This window comes from Novosphingobium sp., from assembly GCF_037133355.1.
Lineage (GTDB): Bacteria > Pseudomonadota > Alphaproteobacteria > Sphingomonadales > Sphingomonadaceae > Novosphingobium.
Genome location: NZ_JBAXOI010000013.1, coordinates 57412 through 73441, shown reverse-complemented (window position 1 = coordinate 73441; position 16030 = coordinate 57412). Strand labels below are relative to the sequence as shown.

Here is a 16030-nt window from a genome sequence, read left to right as displayed (position 1 = left end):
GTGCATGGTCCCTGAACCTCGCAAATCTGCCCCCCGCAAGGCCTATCGCCCCGCCAGCGCGCCGGCCGAGGCGGCCCCCGCGAGTTTTCGCTCAGGACTGTGTCAACTGTGTCAACCTGACCTAGATTCAAAGCGAGTGCGCCGCCCATGAAAGCCCTGATCGCCACCGCCCTCGCGGCTGTCCTCGCCCTTCCTGCGGCGGCAAGCGCCGAGCCGCAGCGCACCCTCCTGCGCCCGGAGCAAGTGTTCGACGGCACCGATCCCGCACCGCATCCCGGCTGGCAGGTGCTGGTGGAGGATGAACGCATCGCCGCCGTCGGCCCGAACCTTGTCGTCCCGCCCGGCACGACCACCATCGACCTTCCCGGCCAGACGCTCATGCCCGGCATGATCGAGGGCCACGGCCACTTGTTTCTCCACCCCTACAACGAAACGCCGTGGGACGGTCAAGTCCTTCACGAACCCCTCGCGCTGCGCACCATCCGCGCGGCGAAGGCTGCCGAGATCACGCTCAAGGCCGGTTTCACCACCGAGCGCGATCTTGGCACCGAAGGCGCAGGGTACGCCGATGTCGGCCTCAAGAAGGCGATCGACAGCGGCCTGACGCAAGGCCCCCGCCTCCTCGTCGCCACCCGCGCCATCGTCGCGCAGGGCGCCTATGGGCCCAAGGGCTTCGAACCCGGAGTGGCCGTGCCGCAAGGCGCCGAGGAAGCGAGCGGCGTCGAGGGCATTGTCCGTGCGGTGCGAAACCAGATCGCCGCGGGGGCCGATGTCGTGAAACTCTATGCCGACTACCACTACCGCCCGGGCGAACCGAGCCTGCCGACCTTCAGCCAGGCCGAAATGGACGCCGCCACCGCCGCCGCGCACGATGCCGGGCGCACCGTCGCGGTCCACGCGATCACCGCCGAGGGCATGCGCCGCGCCATCGCGGCCGGGGTCGATACGATCGAGCACGGCGATGAAGGCACGCCGGCCGTGTTCAAGGCCATGGCCGCCAAGCGCATCGCCTTCTGCCCCACGCTCGCCGCCGGGGAAGCCATCTCGCGCTACAGCGGCTGGAACGACCCCGAGCATCCGCCTGCGCGCGTCGCGGAAAGCCGCACCGCTTTGCGCGCCGCGCTTGCGGCGGGCGTGCCGATCTGCATGGGCGGCGACGTCGGCGTGTTCGCTCACGGCGAGAACGTGCGCGAGATCAATGCCATGGCCGCCGCAGGAATGACATCGGCTGCCGTTCTCATTGCCGCGACTTCAGGCAACGCGCAGGCTTTCCACCTGCCGGATCGCGGTGCGGTCAAGCCGGGCCTCCTTGCCGATCTCATCGCTGTCGATGGCGACCCGACGCGCGACCTCACGGCCCTCACCCGCATCAGGCTGGTGATGAAGGGAGGCAAGGCGGTCCGCTAGCTTTCCGCCTGCCCTGCCAACCCAACCTCGTCCTTCCCGCGCAGGCGGCAATCCAGAGCCGCAACCACCGCGCATGCCGCTCTGGCCCCCCGGCTGCGCGGGGGTGACGAAGAGCGGTCTAATCAGGCGAGGTTGTTGCGCGCCAAGGTCGTCCCCGCGCGCCACGAAACGCCGACTTCGTGCCAGTACCCGGCGATCTTCTCCTGCGGCGCGATATCGAGGAGTTCCTCGACCGGGGAATCGAAGTACGTCAGGTCGAAATCGCCCTTGAAACAGCGCCCGAAGTCGACGTCGTAGCTCGACATGGTGACGACCTCGTCGAGGCTCTGGGTGCCGTCGGTTTCGATTGCCGGCATCCAGCGGTTGTGCACCATCGGCAGGCCATTGACGAAACCGGGCTTTTCGGCCGTCTCGGTGATCGTGAAGCGCCCTTCCGCCAGCCGCCGGTCAAAGGCCGCCAGCGTCACGCCAAAGGTGCCACCGGGCTGCAGGCGGGGGCCGGCCTTGCCGACGTAGACCGGGCGGCTCATCTGGATCGAGCCGAGCTTCTTGGGGTACCCTTGGTGCTGCCCGCGCAGCATCGCGAATTCCTTGTCCACCCAGATGTAGACGCAGCGCGACCAGGTCTTGCCCTGGAACTGGCACCGCACCACGATGAACATTTCCTTGTACTGCACCCGCACCGGATCGAGAATCTGCGCCGGATCGTCCGAAGTCGATTGCCAGTCCGCCCAGATCGCCGCGACCGCGCCGGGGTCTTCCTCGGCCAGCGTGAAGCCCACGGGCAGCAGCGCCGCGATCTTCGCGGGGTCCGTGCGGTACTCCAGCGTGATGAGCTCGCCCGAATAGTGCCACGGCACCGGCGGCACGATGCTCGCCTTGCCGCTCGGTGTGCGCGGATAGAACAGGCCCTTCAGGTCGCTCATGGGTACCTCGTGTGAATGCTTGTCCCTGCTTCTAGCGCCGCTTCCTCCACAAGCTTGGCCGCAGCGGCCAATGCCTGTGGCGCTCAGCGCCGCTAAGGCATACCGTGATTGGAAACGAGGGCCAGACGATGACCACCGAATACCGCCGCATCCTGCTTGACGGCTACCCCATCCTGACCACGCGCCACGGTGACGAGCTCGTCACGAAAGACGGCCGCAGCATCGGCGTCGACGAAGCGGTGCACCTTGCGCCCTGCAACCCGAGCAAGATCATCTGCGTGCATCTGAACTACGAGAGCCGGGTCAAGGAGTTCATCACCAAGCTGCCGCCCGCGCCCACCTACTTCCAGAAGCCGGTGACTGCGCTCAACACCCACAAGGGTGCGATCGTGCGGCCCGAGCGTTGCAAGTACCTCAACTACGAGGGCGAGATCGCCATCGTCATCGGCCGCAGCTGCCGCAATGTCTCGCCCGAGGAAGCGGCGGACTACATCCTAGGCTACTCGGTCGCCAACGATTACGGCCTCCACGATTTCCGCGATACCGATGCGGGCTCGATGCTGCGGGTGAAGGGTTCGGACACGCTGTGCCCGATTGGTCCCGGCCTCGTGACGGGGTGGGATTTCCGCAACAAGCAGATCCGCACCATCGTAAACGGCGAGGTCCGGCAGGACGGCAATACCACCGAGATGGAGTGGGACATGCACTACCTCGTCGCCGATATTGCCCGCACGATCACGCTTGAGCCCGGTGACGTGCTGCTTTCGGGCACGCCTGCAAACAGCCGCCCGGTGCAGCCCGGCGATGTCGTCGAGGTCGAGGTCGAGGGCCTCGGCAAGCTCACCAACACCATCGTCCACGGCCCCACCCCGATCCGCGACGATTGCGGCGCGCAGCCGACCGAGTCCGAGGAAGTGATCTCAACGGCCATGGGCGGCGACTGGGAATTTCGCGGCATCCGCGCCGCAGGCGGCCAGGGCGCGGCGTTTTACGAGTCCGCGCTCGAGACCAAGTGATTGGCCGACCGGGCGGCTTGTCCGCGTTCCCGCGCCTGCTAGGCTGGGCCAATGGCAGAGCCCACCATCTCGGCCCAGTTCCTGCGGCATGTAGCCAATTGCGTCGAGCTGACGGGCCATTCGGCTGCCGGCCTGCTGGAGAGCATCTCGGTCACGCGCGAGATGCTGGAGGATCCCGACGGCCTGATCCCGCTGGCCCATTTCGTCTCGTTCTTCGAGGCGGCGGCGGCGCTGGTGCGCAATCCGCATTTCGGCCTTCACGCCGGCCGCCTTGCCGGTTCAGACAGCATCGGCCCCTTGAGCTTCCTGTTCCTCAGCGCGCCTGATCTCAGAACCGCCTTCGCCAGCTTCGCGCGCTATCTTTCGACCTTCCAGCAGGCCAGCCGCCACCAGTTCACCGATGAAGGCAAACGGGCCACCTTTGCCTATGGTCTGGCCGATCAGTCGCTCACGCGGCGCCGTCAGGACGCGGAGTACTCGATCGGCGCCATGGTCAGCCTCGCCCGGCAATTCACCGGCGGCGAAATCGAGTTCAGCGAAGTGCGCTTCGAACACGAGCGCGTGGGCGACTATGCCCGCTACCGCGATTATTTCGGCTGCGACGTGTTCTTCGAGCAGGACTGCAACGCGCTGACCATCGACGGGCGCTTCCTCGCGCTGCGCGGCCGGGTGCTCAGCCCCAGCCTCCATCCGATCCTCGATGAGCACCTGCGCCGTCTCGCAGGGCGCGATGCCGGACATTCATTTGCCGCGCGGCTCAAGGCGCTGATCGAGGCCGCACCGCTCGACGCGCCGCCCACTCTGGCCGAAGCGGCGCAGCGTCTGGACGTCTCGGTGCCCACGCTCAATCGCCGCCTCGCCGCCGAAGGCACCGGCTGGCGCAAGCTGCTGGATGAGCATCGCATGGACGCCGCCGCACGATTGCTGCGCACCAGCCGCCGCAACGTCAGCGCCATCGCGCTCGATCTGGGCTTTGCCGAAAGCGCGAGCTTTACCCGCGCCTTCGCCCGGCACTTCGGCGTGACGCCCGGGCGCTACCGAACGCGGGAGAAGGAACGCTAACCCCAACGCCTTCGTCATTCCCGCGAAGGGGACAGAAAAGGGGACAGTCCCTATTTCCTATTTGGTTAACCGGCCACGCGCCGCATCACCTTGGTCAGCCGCTCCATCGCTTCGTCCAGCAAGTCATCGGGCATGGTCAGCGCGGGCAGGAAGCGCACGACATTGCCGCGCATCCCGCAGGAGAGCAGCAGCAGCCCTTCTTCGGCGCCTTCCTGCACCACTGCCTTGGTGAGTTCGGGGTTCGGCCGGTCGGGATCGCCTTCGTGGACCAGTTCCATCGCGACCATCGCGCCGGGCCCGCGCACGTCACCGATCACGCGCATCCCGCCCTGCTGCAGCGCGCGCAGGGTGCCCTTGATAGTGTTGCCGATGGTGACCGCGCGCTCGCAAAGATTGTCCTCGGCGATGATCTTGAGCACCTCGAGACCCGCCACGCAGCCCAGCGGCGAGCCGCCATAAGTGCCGCCGAGCCCGCCCGGCCCCGGCGCGTCCATCAGATCGGCGCGGCCCATCACGCCCGAGATCGGGAAGCCGCCCGCCATGGCCTTGGCGATGGTCATGATGTCGGGCGTCACGCCAGTCGCCTCGCGCACCCAGTCCATCGCGAAGAGGCGCCCGGTGCGCGCGAAGCCGGACTGAACCTCGTCGACGATCAGGAGAATGCCATGGCGGTCGCAGATGTCGCGAAGCGCGCGGAAGAAGGCATAGCTTGCGGTGTAGAAGCCGCCTTCACCAAGCACCGGCTCGAGCACGATGGCCGCGACGGCGCTGGGCTCGATGGTCGAGGCAAACAGTGCCTCCAGCCCCGCCACCGCCTGCGTTTCGTCGAAGCCATGATAGGGGATGGGAAACCGCGTGTGGTGCACATCACCCGGCAGCGGGCCGAAGCCGGCCTTGTAGGGGAGCACCTTGCCGGTCATGGCGAGGGTGAGCAGCGTGCGGCCATGGTAGCCGCCCTGGAACGTCACGATCCCGCGCCGCCCCGTGGCCATGCGCGCGATCTTCACCGCGTTTTCCAGCGCCTCGGCACCGGTCGTGAGGAAGATCGTCTTGACCGGGCCCTCGATAGGCGCTGCCGCATTGAGCTGTTCGGCGAGCGAAATGTAGCTCTCGTACGGCGTCACCTGGAACGAGCAGTGCGAGAACTGGTCAAGCTGCCGCTTCACCGCGTCGACAATGCGCGGGTCCGAATGGCCGGTGTTGCACACTGCGATGCCGGTCGCGAAATCGATGTAGCGATTGCCTTCCTCGTCGAAGGCCTCTGCATTGGCGCCGCGCGCGAAGAAGCGCGAGTGGATCGAGCTGACCCCGCGCGGCACGGCGGCATCGCGGCGAGCCATGAGTTCCTGATTGCTGGTCATCGGCCAATTCCCCCCATGAGGCAGTATTTGAGTTCGAGATATTCATCGAGGCCGTGGCGCGACCCTTCGCGGCCAAGACCGGATTGCTTGATCCCGCCAAATGGCGCGACTTCGGTCGACAGGATGCCGTCGTTCACCCCGACCATGCCATATTCAAGCGCTTCCATCACGCGCCACACGCGGCCCAGATCGCGCGCGTAGAAATAAGCGGCAAGGCCATAGGGCGTGTCGTTGGCAAGGCGCACCGCTTCGTCTTCCTCGGCAAAGCGGATGACCGGCACCACTGGACCGAAGATTTCGGACGTGGCGATAGCCATGTCGGCACGCACGCCCGTGAGGACAGTCGGTTCATAGAAGCCCTGCCCGGCATCCGACCGATTGCCGCCCATCAGCGCCGCCGCGCCGCCCGCGAGCGCATCGGCGACCAGCGCCTCGACCTTGTCCACCGCCGCGGCATTGATCAGCGGGCCGATCGTGGTGCCCGGAGCGGCCCCATCGCCCACCACCAGCGCCGCCACTTTGTCGCGCACCTTTGCCAGGAACGCATCGTAAACCCCGTCCTGCACCAGCACGCGGTTGGCGCAGACGCAGGTCTGCCCGGCATTGCGAAACTTGGAAGCCATCAGGCCATCGGCCGCGGCATCGAGATCGGCATCGTCGAACACGATGAAGGGCGCATTGCCGCCGAGTTCGAGGCTGAGCCGGGTGACGTTCTGCGCCGCCTGCGCCATCAGGATCTTGCCCACGCGGGTCGAGCCGGTGAAGCTCAGCTTGCGCACCTTGGGGTGGCTGCAGAACAGGCTGCCGACGGCCGCAGGATTGCTCGAAGGCGTGACCCGGAAGATATCTGCCGGCACCCCGGCCTCACGCGCCAGCGTTTCCAGCGCAAGCGCCGAAAGCGGCGTAGCCTCGGCAGGCTTGACGACGATCGAACAACCCGCCGCCAGTGCCGGGCCAACTTTGCGGGTGATCATGGCGATCGGGAAGTTCCACGGCGTGATCGCGGCGCAAGTGCCGACCGGCTGCTTGATCGTGAGCACGCGCTTGCCCTGCGCAAAAGTCGGCACCGTCTCGCCATAGGCGCGCTTGGCCTCTTCGGCGAACCATTCGATAAACGCGGCGCCATAGGCGACCTCGCCGCGCGCTTCAGTCAGCGGCTTCCCGCATTCGGCCGTGATCAGCGCGGCAAGCTCCTCCTGCCGCTCCATGATCAGGCCATACCAGCGCCGCAGCACGACCGCACGGGCTTTGGCCGTTTCGGCTGCCCAGGCCGGGCGCGCGGCATCGGCGGCGTCGATCAGGGCGGCGATCTCATCGGGCGCATAATCCCGCACAGTGGCGACCAGCGCACCGGTGGCGGGGTTCAGGACAGCAAGGCCGGTGCCGGCTGGCACGGTTTCAAACACGGACGCTCCTTTCGAAGGACTTCAGATCGCAGGCACCGCCGATAGCGCCTGATGCTTGCGAATGGGAATGAGCAGCAGAGCATAGCTGACGATGAACAGCGCCACGCAGAGCAGCTCGGCCGAGCGGTAGCCCGAACCATCGAGCAGTTGCCCCGCGATCAGCGGGCCGCCACCTAGCCCGATCATTTGCATCATGATCGCGAACGACATCATCCGCCCGCTTTCGTCGAAATCGCAGACGCGGCCAAGAATGAAGGGCAGCACGAAGTTCCACAGCACATTGAAGCCGCAGACGCCGACGACGAACAGCGTGAGGCTGGGCTTGCCGATCAGCAGCGCGATGCTTGCCGCGCCCGCCAGGATGCCGAACGCGATCGCGCCGTTGCGGCTGATGCGGCCGGCGAGGAAGACCGAGGCCAGCGCGCCGCCCACGGCAAGGATCTGCGAGAGAAACAGCGCATCGGCCACTTGCTGTTCGCCGAGCCCCGCTCCGATGCCGACAAGGAACAGCACCGCCCAGGCGATCCCTTGCGCGATGTTGTAGGCCAGCACCCCGGCAAGCGCGATGACGAGCAGCGCAGTCGGCAACTGGCGCGCTTCGGGGTTGACCATTTCGTCCGCCGAATAGGCATGCGGCAGGAACGGCAGCGTGCCAAGCGAGGCGAGCGAGAGCACCGCAAAGGCGCCGAACATCGCATCAAGGCCATGGGTGTCGAGAAATGCGGGCAGATACCACAGCCCGAACGCGCCATACGTCAACAGCAGGGTGAGGTAGAGCGCGAGATTGCGCTCGGCGCGGATGGTGACGCCGACAAAGGTGAAGCTGATCGAGGTGATCGCGCCTTCGCCCAGCCCGGCGACAAAGCGCGCCAGTTCGAACCGGCCGCCCAGCGGTGCGCCGATCGATGCGATATCTCCCAGCGCTGCAATCACCAGCCCGCAAGCGACGACCCAGCGCCAGTTGATGCGCGTGCCCCAGACCGCCATGAACACGGTCGCCAGCGCAACGCCGAGCATTTCGACGCCTGCCAGATTGACCGCCACCCCCTCGCTCACCTGCAGCTTGGTGACATAGCCCTGGACGATGCCCGGCTGGATGATGAACGAGAGCACGCCGATCGTGCCCAGAATCACCGCACAGAGGATCGCCGGCCAGCCGTTGACATCGATATCGCGACTTGTCGCTTTTGGTGCCTCAAAACGAACGTCGTTGTGAGGAATGCGATAATACGTTCGCTTCGCTTCTTTGTCCCAGAGCCGCCCGCTGACGATTGGACCAAGGACGCTCCCGATGACTACAGAGCTGAAGCTTTCGCCTAGCAGGGCTACCGAAATGACACCGTCCGCGTACCATAGACCCGCACCAATCATGCCAATGAGGAGTGTGGTCGTCGAAAGCGCCTGCCATGTTGAGCGACTCATCCCAAATGGCTGCTTATCCATGACCGCACTGACTCCCCGAACGTCACGGCGTGCCCTTGCACGCTGCAGGCGCCCCCGCTTGGCAGGATCGGACATTCCGCCCGCCACGTCCATGGCGAAGTGAACGTGAATTGCGATCAATTTCTGATATAATCGATCAATATCATCGCGGCCCGAATCGCTTAGCCTGCACGGGCACAGCGAAAAGACCTCGCGTGTCTGGGGAGACAGCATGACGCAAGCGACAGTGCGCGCCGCAGCCATGAACGGCTGGGACATCTACCTCGAAGGCCGAACGGCAGCGCCAGCTCCAGGCGAGCGCCCCTTGCCTGAGGTCGCGGCGACTTCGCCCGATTCGATGCCGCTCGCCGAATTCGTGCGCTTTTCCGAGGACGTCGTCGCGCGCACACGCGATGTCGCGATTCCCTGGCTTGCGGGGGGCAATTACGATCTCGCCGCGCTGGGGCCGCTGGGCGATGCGATCAATGCGGCGGGCCGCGTCGGTTCGGCGCTGCGGCGGCTGGTCGATTACTTCTCGCTGCTGCAGGACTGCACCCATATCCGCCTTGCCCTCGAGGATGACATGGCCTCGGTCAGCTACCGCATTCTCGATCCCGATATCTGGCCGCGCCATCACGATGCGATGTTTACGCTGGGGATTGTCGGCCAGATCCTGCGCAGAGGCTTCATGGGCGGGCTGCGGGGCGGCTGGGACAAGGTCGAGTTCGCGTTCGAAGCCGAAGCGCACGAGATGCGCGGCGATATCGGCAAGGTGGTCTGCGCGCCCTGCACGTTCGGCGCCGATACCAACCAGATCCGCTTTCCTGCCGCGATGCTCGATCTGGCGCTCCCCGCCCCGGCCGAGCCCGCCACAGCGGACGTGCGTCAGCTGACCCGCTCGATCGTGACCAAGCGGCGCGAAACGCCGCTGGTCGACCGCTTGAGCCAGATGGTGCTGCGCGATCTCAATTCCTGCGCCATCGAGCAGGAGCGCTTTGCCCGCGAGATGGGCATGTCGAGCCGCACCATGCGCCGCAAGCTGACCGAGCAGGGCAGTTCCTTCCAGCAAGTGCTGGATGAATGCCGGATGCGCCAGGCCGTATTCGAATTTCGCGTGCGGCCCGATTTGTCGATCGCGCAGATCGCGCTAAGGCTGGGCTATGCCGAACACAGCAACTTCACCCGTGCTTTCCACCGCTGGAGCGGCGTATCGCCGCAGGCCTACCGCGCGAAGCTGGCAGGCACCGCGCACTGATCTTCAGGACCACATATGACCCGACTGCTGCTGATGGAAGGCAACACCGCCGCCAAGTGCTCGCTGATGCATGAACTTGGTGCGCGCACCTCGAGCGAGATTTATATCGAGGCGATTGCCGCGCACTACCCCGACATCGTGCTCGAGTTGTTGCACGGGGCCGATGAAGGCGCGGCCATTCCGAACGGGCGGACGTGGGGCGACTATGCCGGGTTCGTGATTACCGGCTCGGCGCTTCACGCCTATGATCCCGAATTCGCAGTGACCAACCAGATCGCACTGCTGACCGAAGCCGCCGAGGCCGGTTTGCCAATCTTCGGCTCCTGCTGGGGCCTGCAGATCGCCGCGATGGCCGCCGGCGGCGAGGTCGCGTTCAACAGCAAGGGCCGCGAGGTTGGCTTTGCGCGCAAGATCCTGCTGAACGAAGCTGGCCGCGCGCATCCAATGTTCAAGGGCAAGGCCCCGGTCTTCGATGCGGCCTGCATCCACTATGACGAAGTGATCCGCATGCCCGAAGGCGCCACGCTGCTCGCTTCCAACGCGCACAGCGAGATTCAGGCGGCGGTGATCCCGCTGGCGAACAGCGAAGTCTGGGCGGTGCAATACCACCCCGAGTTCGATCTGCGGCAGCTGGTCCAGCTCTACACGCTCTATGCCGAGGATATGATCCGCCAAGGCTTCTTTGCCGATATGGCAGAGCTGGTGTCCTATCGCGAGAAGCTCGAAGCGCTGGCGGCTGACCCTGCGAACGCGGGTCTCGCGTGGCAGCTGGGCGTGGACGAGGACGTGCTGGACGACCGCACTCGGCGGGCCGAGATTCTGGCGTGGATCGAGGCGAAGGTTCTTTAGCTAGAAGCAAGGATCCGGCTCCACCCTTCGTCATTCCCGCGAAGGCGGGAATCCAGAGCGGCAAGCGCGGCGTTCGTGGCTCTGGATTCCCGCCTTCGCGGGAATGACGAAGGTTAGGGGCTGAGCTAAGCCTCCATTACATATCAAACCACACATGCACCTGGCTGGTCCCGGTCGCGTTCTCGTAGTCCGAGAACTGCCGCCCCTTGGCCTTCCAGTCGCGCCCGCCGCAGGCCGCCGCCATCATCAGGTAATGGCCGAAGCGCGCTTCGGGCGCATGGCGCAGATAGTCCGGCATCGTATTAATCACCGCCGCGTGGTTGCCTTCGGCGAACCAGCGCAGGCGCTCCAGATCCGCCTCGCGCGCTTCGGCGCTTGAAATGTGGATCGGGTCCGAAGCCTCATGCTGCGCGATCTGGTCGAAGGGCCAGAAACGGTGGCTCATCGAACCGCTGGCGATCAGCACAACGCGCTTGTCGGATTCGAGGATGGCTTGCCCGATCCCCGCGCCGACACCGAGGAAATTGTGCGGCTCGGCCGAATAGGCGTGGCTCACCGAAATCCATTTCTCTTCGCCTTGCAGGAAGGTCGAAAGGTTCACAGTGGGATAGTGCATCGGAAGGTAGGGATCGTCATTCGCTGTCGTGCGCACCCCGTGCTCGGTCGCGCGCTCGGCCATGGCGAAGGCGAGTTCGGGGCAGCCGGGGATATCATAGGGGATCTGCTTCATCCCGCGCGGCAACTCGTCCGAGGTGTAGCGCCCGGTGCGCCGCGCGTGGGCGGCGATGCAGAATTCCACGATGGTGAACCAGTGCGTATCGAACAGCACGATCACATCGGGTTTCAGCACATCGAGCACTTCGCGTTTCAGGCGATGAAGCCCCGGTACGAGGCTGATTTCCTTGCCTTCGTTGAGCTCGTAGCGATCCGCCTCAGACATCATGATGGTCGGCGCGTGCGCGACCAGACCGGCTCCGATGATCTCACCCATGCTGCGGCTCCTTTTGCTGCGATGACGCCTCAATAGGCCCGTCGCACGCCCACAAGAAGGCCCCGAACGCACTCTGTCCGGTTATGCCAAGTCCCCCCTGCCCCCATGCGACTAGCACGGCAATCGAACTGGAGGTTCCCATGCCCTTTGCCTTCTCGCGCCAGACCGATCCCCGCGTCGATCTGTCCTCGCTCGATGCCTTCAACGACGGCGCGCCCTTCGCAACCTTCGAGCGCATGCGCCGCGAGGAGCCGATGGTGTGGTCCGAAATGGCGAGCGGGGAGACGGGCTACTGGTCCGTTACCCGCCATGCCGATCTGCTCGAGCTCAATCGGCAGGCCGATCTCCTCTCCTCCGCGCGCGGCATCCGCATGGAGGACCAGTCCATGGCGGAAGTCGAGGCCCGCAAGACTTTCCAGGAAACCGACGCCCCGCACCACCGGGGCTTTCGCGCGCTGGTCTCCAAGGCGTTCTCCAAAAGCACGGTCGCGCAGTTCGAGGACCAGATCCGCGCCATCGTGACGAACCTGCTCGATGTCGCGCTGGAGGAAGGCGAGTTCGACGCGGTCGACCGTATCGCGCGGCGCCTGCCCATGCAGATGCTCGCGCAGATCATGGGCGTGCCGCAGGAAGACGGGCCGTGGCTCGTCGAAAAAGGCGATGCGCTGATTTCCAACGCGGACCCGGACTACACCGATTTCGTGGTCGATCAGCTCGACAGCGATGCCTACCGCATGCTCCCCTTCCGCTCGCCCGCCGCGATCGAGCTGTTCGACTATGCCAACAAGCTGCTCGACCGGATGGACGCGGGCGAGCAGATCGGCGTGCTCAACTTGTGCCGTGAGCCGACCAACAGCGGCGCGCAGATGTCGCGCGACGAGTTTCGCAATTTCTTCTGCCTGCTGGTCGCGGCGGGCAACGACACCACGCGCTATTCGATCTCCGCCACGATCCATGCGCTGGCGAACGATCCGACGCTGCTCGGCCAATTGCAACGCGGCGAATTTGCCAGCTGGGAAGGCGCGGCGGACGAGATGATCCGCTACGCCTCCCCCACCACCCATTTCCGCCGCACCGCGACGCGCGACTTTGCTTTCCATGACAAGCAGGTGCGCGAGGGCGACAAGGTGCTGCTGTGGTTCATCGCCGGCAACCGCGACGAAACCGCAATTGCCGATCCCTATCGCATTGACCTGACCCGGGAGCGCAATCCGTTCCTCTCGTTCGGTCAGGGCGGCCCGCATATCTGCCTCGGCATGTGGCTGGCGAAGCTCGAGGTCGCGATTGTCATACAGGAACTGGCGAAGCGACTCACCGCAATCGAACAGGTCAGCGACCACGCCTTTTTGCGCAGCAACTTCATTCACGGCATAAAGCATCTGCCGGTGCGCGTGCGCGCGCGCTGAAGGGGAGAGAGATGAACCGCATGTCCAGAATCGAACCGGGCGAGGTGCGCGCCGAAAGCTTCGAACGCTGCCGCATCCTCCTTGCCGACCAGCTCAATCTCGCGCGCGGCAAGTATGTGCCGATGAGCGAGGCGCACAAGGGCCACGCCCGCATGTGTGTCGGCACATATGCCGTGACCTATGACCGCCAGCTTGTTGCGGCACCCGGCGGCGGACTGCTCACCGGGCTGCCGGACATGGAAGTGACGTTCGATCCTGCAGCCTTGCGCCCCTCATGGGAGCCGAACACACAGATCGCGCTCGGCGCGCTGCGCTTTAAGGGCGAGCCTTTCGCGCTGTGCGGCCGCTCTGCTCTGCAGCGCGCGATCGAGGCATGGCGCGCACGGGGGCTCGATCCGATGATCGGCATCGAGATGGAGGCCTACATTTTCCAGCGCGGGCCCGATGGCAGCTGGGTACCCTATGATACCCCCGGCGCTTTCGTTTATGGCACCGGTCCCTTCACCGATCCCGCCGGCCTGATCGACGATATCTGGGCGACGGCGGCGGCCTGCGGCATCCCCATCGAATCGATCAACGCCGAGTACGACGCGCCGCAGTTCGAGCTCACCTTGCGCTATGCCGACGCGATGAAGGCGGCGGACGATGCTTTCCTCTTCCGCCAGATGGCGCGCGAGGTGCTCTACAAGCGCGGCTACCTGCTCTCGTTCCTGCCCAAGCCCTTTGCGGACAAGAGCGGTAGCGGGCTCCATTTCAACCTGAGCTTCACGGCAGAAGATGGCGGCAATGCCTTCGCGAACGATGTCGCCAGCGGCACGCTGTCCGACACCATGAAGGGCTGCATCGCCGGGATGCTTCAGCACCATGAAGCGCTCGCCGCGATCATGGCGCCGATAACGCAGAGCTACGCCCGGCTCCAGCCCGCCAGCCTCTCGGGCTACTGGGCCAACTGGGGCATCGACCACCGCAGCGTGACCGTGCGGGTCTCGGCCGAAACCGGCCCCGCCGCGCGGATCGAGCACCGGATGGCCGATTGTGCTGCCAGCCCCTACTTTGCGATGGCGGCGCTGTTGCAAGCGGGCTTGCTCGGCCTCGAAAACGGCTATGAACTGCCGCCCGAGGAAGTGAACGACGGGCTCGAAACTATCAATACAGATCGCCACACACCGCACGATCTCACCGCCGCACTCGATGCGCTGGAGGCCGACACCGCGCTTTCCGCTGCAGTCGGGCAGGAGCTGATCAACAACTTCATCGCCATCAAGCGCGAGGAAGTCCGCATCGTCTCCGAAAAGAGCGAAGACGAACAGCTCGCCTACTACCTGCACTATATCTGAGAGCCCAAATGCGCGACCGCATCGATATCGACGGCATTTCCGTCTCGCCCGACCATTTCATCGGCGGCGCGCGGGTCACCTCGCCAGAAACGTTCGAAACGCGCTGCCCGTTCGATTGGGACCGCAAGCTCGCCGATGTGGCGCGCGGCGATGCGGCAACCGCCGCGCTTGCCGCAGAGGCGGCGAGCGCAGCATTCCCGGCCTGGGCCGCGCTGACGGCGGCGGAGCGCGGGGCCTATCTGCACAGGCTGGCCGACCTGATCGAGGCCAATGTCGAAAAGCTCTCGATGGTCGAATGCCTCGACATGGGCATGCTGCTCGAAAGCCTGCGCCTGCGCGTGGTCCTGCGAGGGGCGGCCAATTTCCGCAACTATGCGGACCTCGCGGCGAACCATGAGGAGCGCGTCTGGTCCTCGCGAGGGACGCTCAACCGCGTGATCCGCATGCCCGCCGGCCCTGCGCTCATCATCACGCCTTGGAATGCGCCGTTCATGCTTTCCACGTGGAAGTGTGCACCTGCGCTCGCGGCGGGAAACACGGTGATCCTCAAGCCAGCCGACTGGTCGCCGCTCTCCGCGTCAGTTCTGGCCGACCTGATCGCGGAAGCCGGCTTTCCCGCAGGCGTGTTCAACATCGTCCAGGGCCTTGGCGCGGAATTGGGCAATGCGCTCACCTCCGATCCCCGGATCAAGCGCATCAGCTTTACCGGCAGCGTGCCGACCGCGCGGGTGATCGGCAAGGCGGCGGCGGAAAACATCGTGCCTTTCACCGCCGAGCTTGGCGGCAAATCGCCGCTCCTCGTCTTCGCCGAAGCCGATATCGATGCGGCGGCGAAGAAGGCCGCCGGCCAGTTCGACGACAGCGGCCAAGTCTGCATGGCGGGCACGCGGATCATTGTCGAGGAGAGCGTCAAGGACGACTTCCTCGACAAGTTCCACACCTATACCGACACGCATGTCATGGGCGACAGCCGCGATCCGGCCACCACGATGTCCGCGCTCATCCACCCCGTCCACGCGGAGCGTGTGCTCGGCTTCATCGATCGGGCCCGCGCGGCGGGTGACACGATCGTGCGCGGCGGAAAGCGCTTCAAGGAAGGCGCCAACTGGATCGAACCCACGCTGATCATGCCAAAGAGCAACCAGAGCGAAGTCGTCCAGAGCGAAGTCTTTGGCCCGGTCCTCACCTTCCAGACCTTCAAGGACGAAGCCGAAGGCATCAGCCTTGCCAACTCCACCGCCTATGGCCTTTCCGGTATCGTCTACACTGGCAGCGAGGACCGTGCGAACCGCGTCGGCCGGGCGGTGCGTGGCGGCACGGTCTGGGTCAACACCTTCCTCGTGCGCGATCTCACCGCGCCGTTCGGCGGTATCGGCATCTCGGGCATCGGGCGCGAAGGCGGCGATTATGCGCTCGATTTCCATTCCGATCTCAAGACCTTGCAGATCCTCGAAGGCAGTGTGGGCTGATTGCCGCAAGAATAGCGCGATCCCGCCGAAATCGCACGTTCCGGCTTGTCCCGATTGGCGCAGCCTTGTTAGGATCAGCCACCGCGCCTGACAGTTTCGCCGTGCGGCAGAGCCCTGAGGAGG

General features: G+C 65.3%; 13 protein-coding genes. 8 read left to right on the top strand and 5 right to left on the bottom strand.

Annotated features, from left to right (window positions below):
* Positions 1 to 147 precede the first annotated feature (147 nt).
* Positions 148 to 1407 carry an amidohydrolase family protein gene (locus WCL10_RS13685; protein ID WP_336896217.1) on the top strand — a complete coding sequence of 420 codons (1260 nt, stop codon included), beginning with the start codon at positions 148 to 150 and terminating at the stop codon, positions 1405 to 1407.
* A 122-nt stretch (positions 1408 to 1529) separates the two neighbouring features.
* On the opposite strand, the gene WCL10_RS13680 is transcribed toward WCL10_RS13685, so the two are convergent.
* Complete coding sequence (locus WCL10_RS13680; RefSeq protein WP_336896216.1) at positions 1530 to 2333, bottom strand: acetoacetate decarboxylase family protein; 804 nt, start codon at positions 2331 to 2333, stop codon at positions 1530 to 1532.
* A gap of 128 nt (positions 2334 to 2461) precedes the next feature.
* On the opposite strand from WCL10_RS13680, the gene WCL10_RS13675 reads away from it, so the two are divergent.
* Complete coding sequence (locus WCL10_RS13675; RefSeq protein ID WP_336896215.1) at positions 2462 to 3349, top strand: fumarylacetoacetate hydrolase family protein; 888 nt, start codon at positions 2462 to 2464, stop codon at positions 3347 to 3349.
* A 51-nt stretch (positions 3350 to 3400) separates the two neighbouring features.
* Positions 3401 to 4411 carry an AraC family transcriptional regulator gene (locus tag WCL10_RS13670; RefSeq protein WP_336896214.1) on the top strand — a complete coding sequence of 337 codons (1011 nt, stop codon included), beginning with the start codon at positions 3401 to 3403 and terminating at the stop codon, positions 4409 to 4411.
* Between the two features lie 65 nt (positions 4412 to 4476).
* Here WCL10_RS13670 and gabT read toward each other — a convergent pair whose 3' ends face one another.
* The 3 genes from gabT to WCL10_RS13655 are packed head-to-tail and all read right to left on the bottom strand — an operon-like array spanning position 4477 to position 8600.
* The gene (gene gabT, locus WCL10_RS13665) at positions 4477 to 5772 is read right to left on the bottom strand and encodes a 4-aminobutyrate--2-oxoglutarate transaminase (RefSeq protein ID WP_336896213.1); all 1296 of its coding nucleotides are present in this window, start codon (positions 5770 to 5772) and stop codon (positions 4477 to 4479) included.
* Positions 5769 to 7178: an NAD-dependent succinate-semialdehyde dehydrogenase gene (locus WCL10_RS13660; protein WP_336896212.1), complete on the bottom strand. Its 1410-nt coding sequence runs from the start codon at positions 7176 to 7178 to the stop codon at positions 5769 to 5771. Before WCL10_RS13660 ends, gabT begins: the two co-directional genes overlap by 4 nt.
* Before the next feature lie 21 nt (positions 7179 to 7199).
* Positions 7200 to 8600: a hypothetical protein gene (locus WCL10_RS13655; RefSeq protein ID WP_336896211.1), complete on the bottom strand. Its 1401-nt coding sequence runs from the start codon at positions 8598 to 8600 to the stop codon at positions 7200 to 7202.
* Between the two features lie 232 nt (positions 8601 to 8832).
* On the opposite strand from WCL10_RS13655, the gene WCL10_RS13650 reads away from it, so the two are divergent.
* The gene (locus WCL10_RS13650; RefSeq protein ID WP_336896210.1) at positions 8833 to 9855 is read left to right on the top strand and encodes an AraC family transcriptional regulator ligand-binding domain-containing protein; all 1023 of its coding nucleotides are present in this window, start codon (positions 8833 to 8835) and stop codon (positions 9853 to 9855) included.
* Positions 9856 to 9870: 15 nt separating this feature from the next.
* Entirely contained in the window at positions 9871 to 10704 is an 834-nt protein-coding gene (locus tag WCL10_RS13645) for a type 1 glutamine amidotransferase (RefSeq protein WP_336896209.1), read from the top strand.
* Positions 10705 to 10840: 136 nt separating this feature from the next.
* Here WCL10_RS13645 and WCL10_RS13640 read toward each other — a convergent pair whose 3' ends face one another.
* Entirely contained in the window at positions 10841 to 11695 is an 855-nt protein-coding gene (locus tag WCL10_RS13640) for a 3,4-dihydroxyphenylacetate 2,3-dioxygenase (protein WP_336896208.1), read from the bottom strand.
* A gap of 140 nt (positions 11696 to 11835) precedes the next feature.
* Between WCL10_RS13640 and WCL10_RS13635 the strand changes: the two genes are divergently transcribed.
* From WCL10_RS13635 to WCL10_RS13625, 3 genes are read left to right on the top strand one after another with little or no spacing between them, the layout of a single operon-like run.
* Positions 11836 to 13101, top strand: coding sequence for a cytochrome P450 (locus WCL10_RS13635; protein ID WP_336896207.1), 1266 nt, complete (start codon positions 11836 to 11838; stop codon positions 13099 to 13101).
* A 20-nt stretch (positions 13102 to 13121) separates the two neighbouring features.
* Positions 13122 to 14438, top strand: coding sequence for a glutamine synthetase family protein (locus WCL10_RS13630; protein ID WP_336896206.1), 1317 nt, complete (start codon positions 13122 to 13124; stop codon positions 14436 to 14438).
* Positions 14439 to 14446: 8 nt separating this feature from the next.
* The gene (locus WCL10_RS13625; RefSeq protein ID WP_336896205.1) at positions 14447 to 15907 is read left to right on the top strand and encodes an aldehyde dehydrogenase family protein; all 1461 of its coding nucleotides are present in this window, start codon (positions 14447 to 14449) and stop codon (positions 15905 to 15907) included.
* The last annotated feature ends 123 nt before the right edge of the window (positions 15908 to 16030 follow it).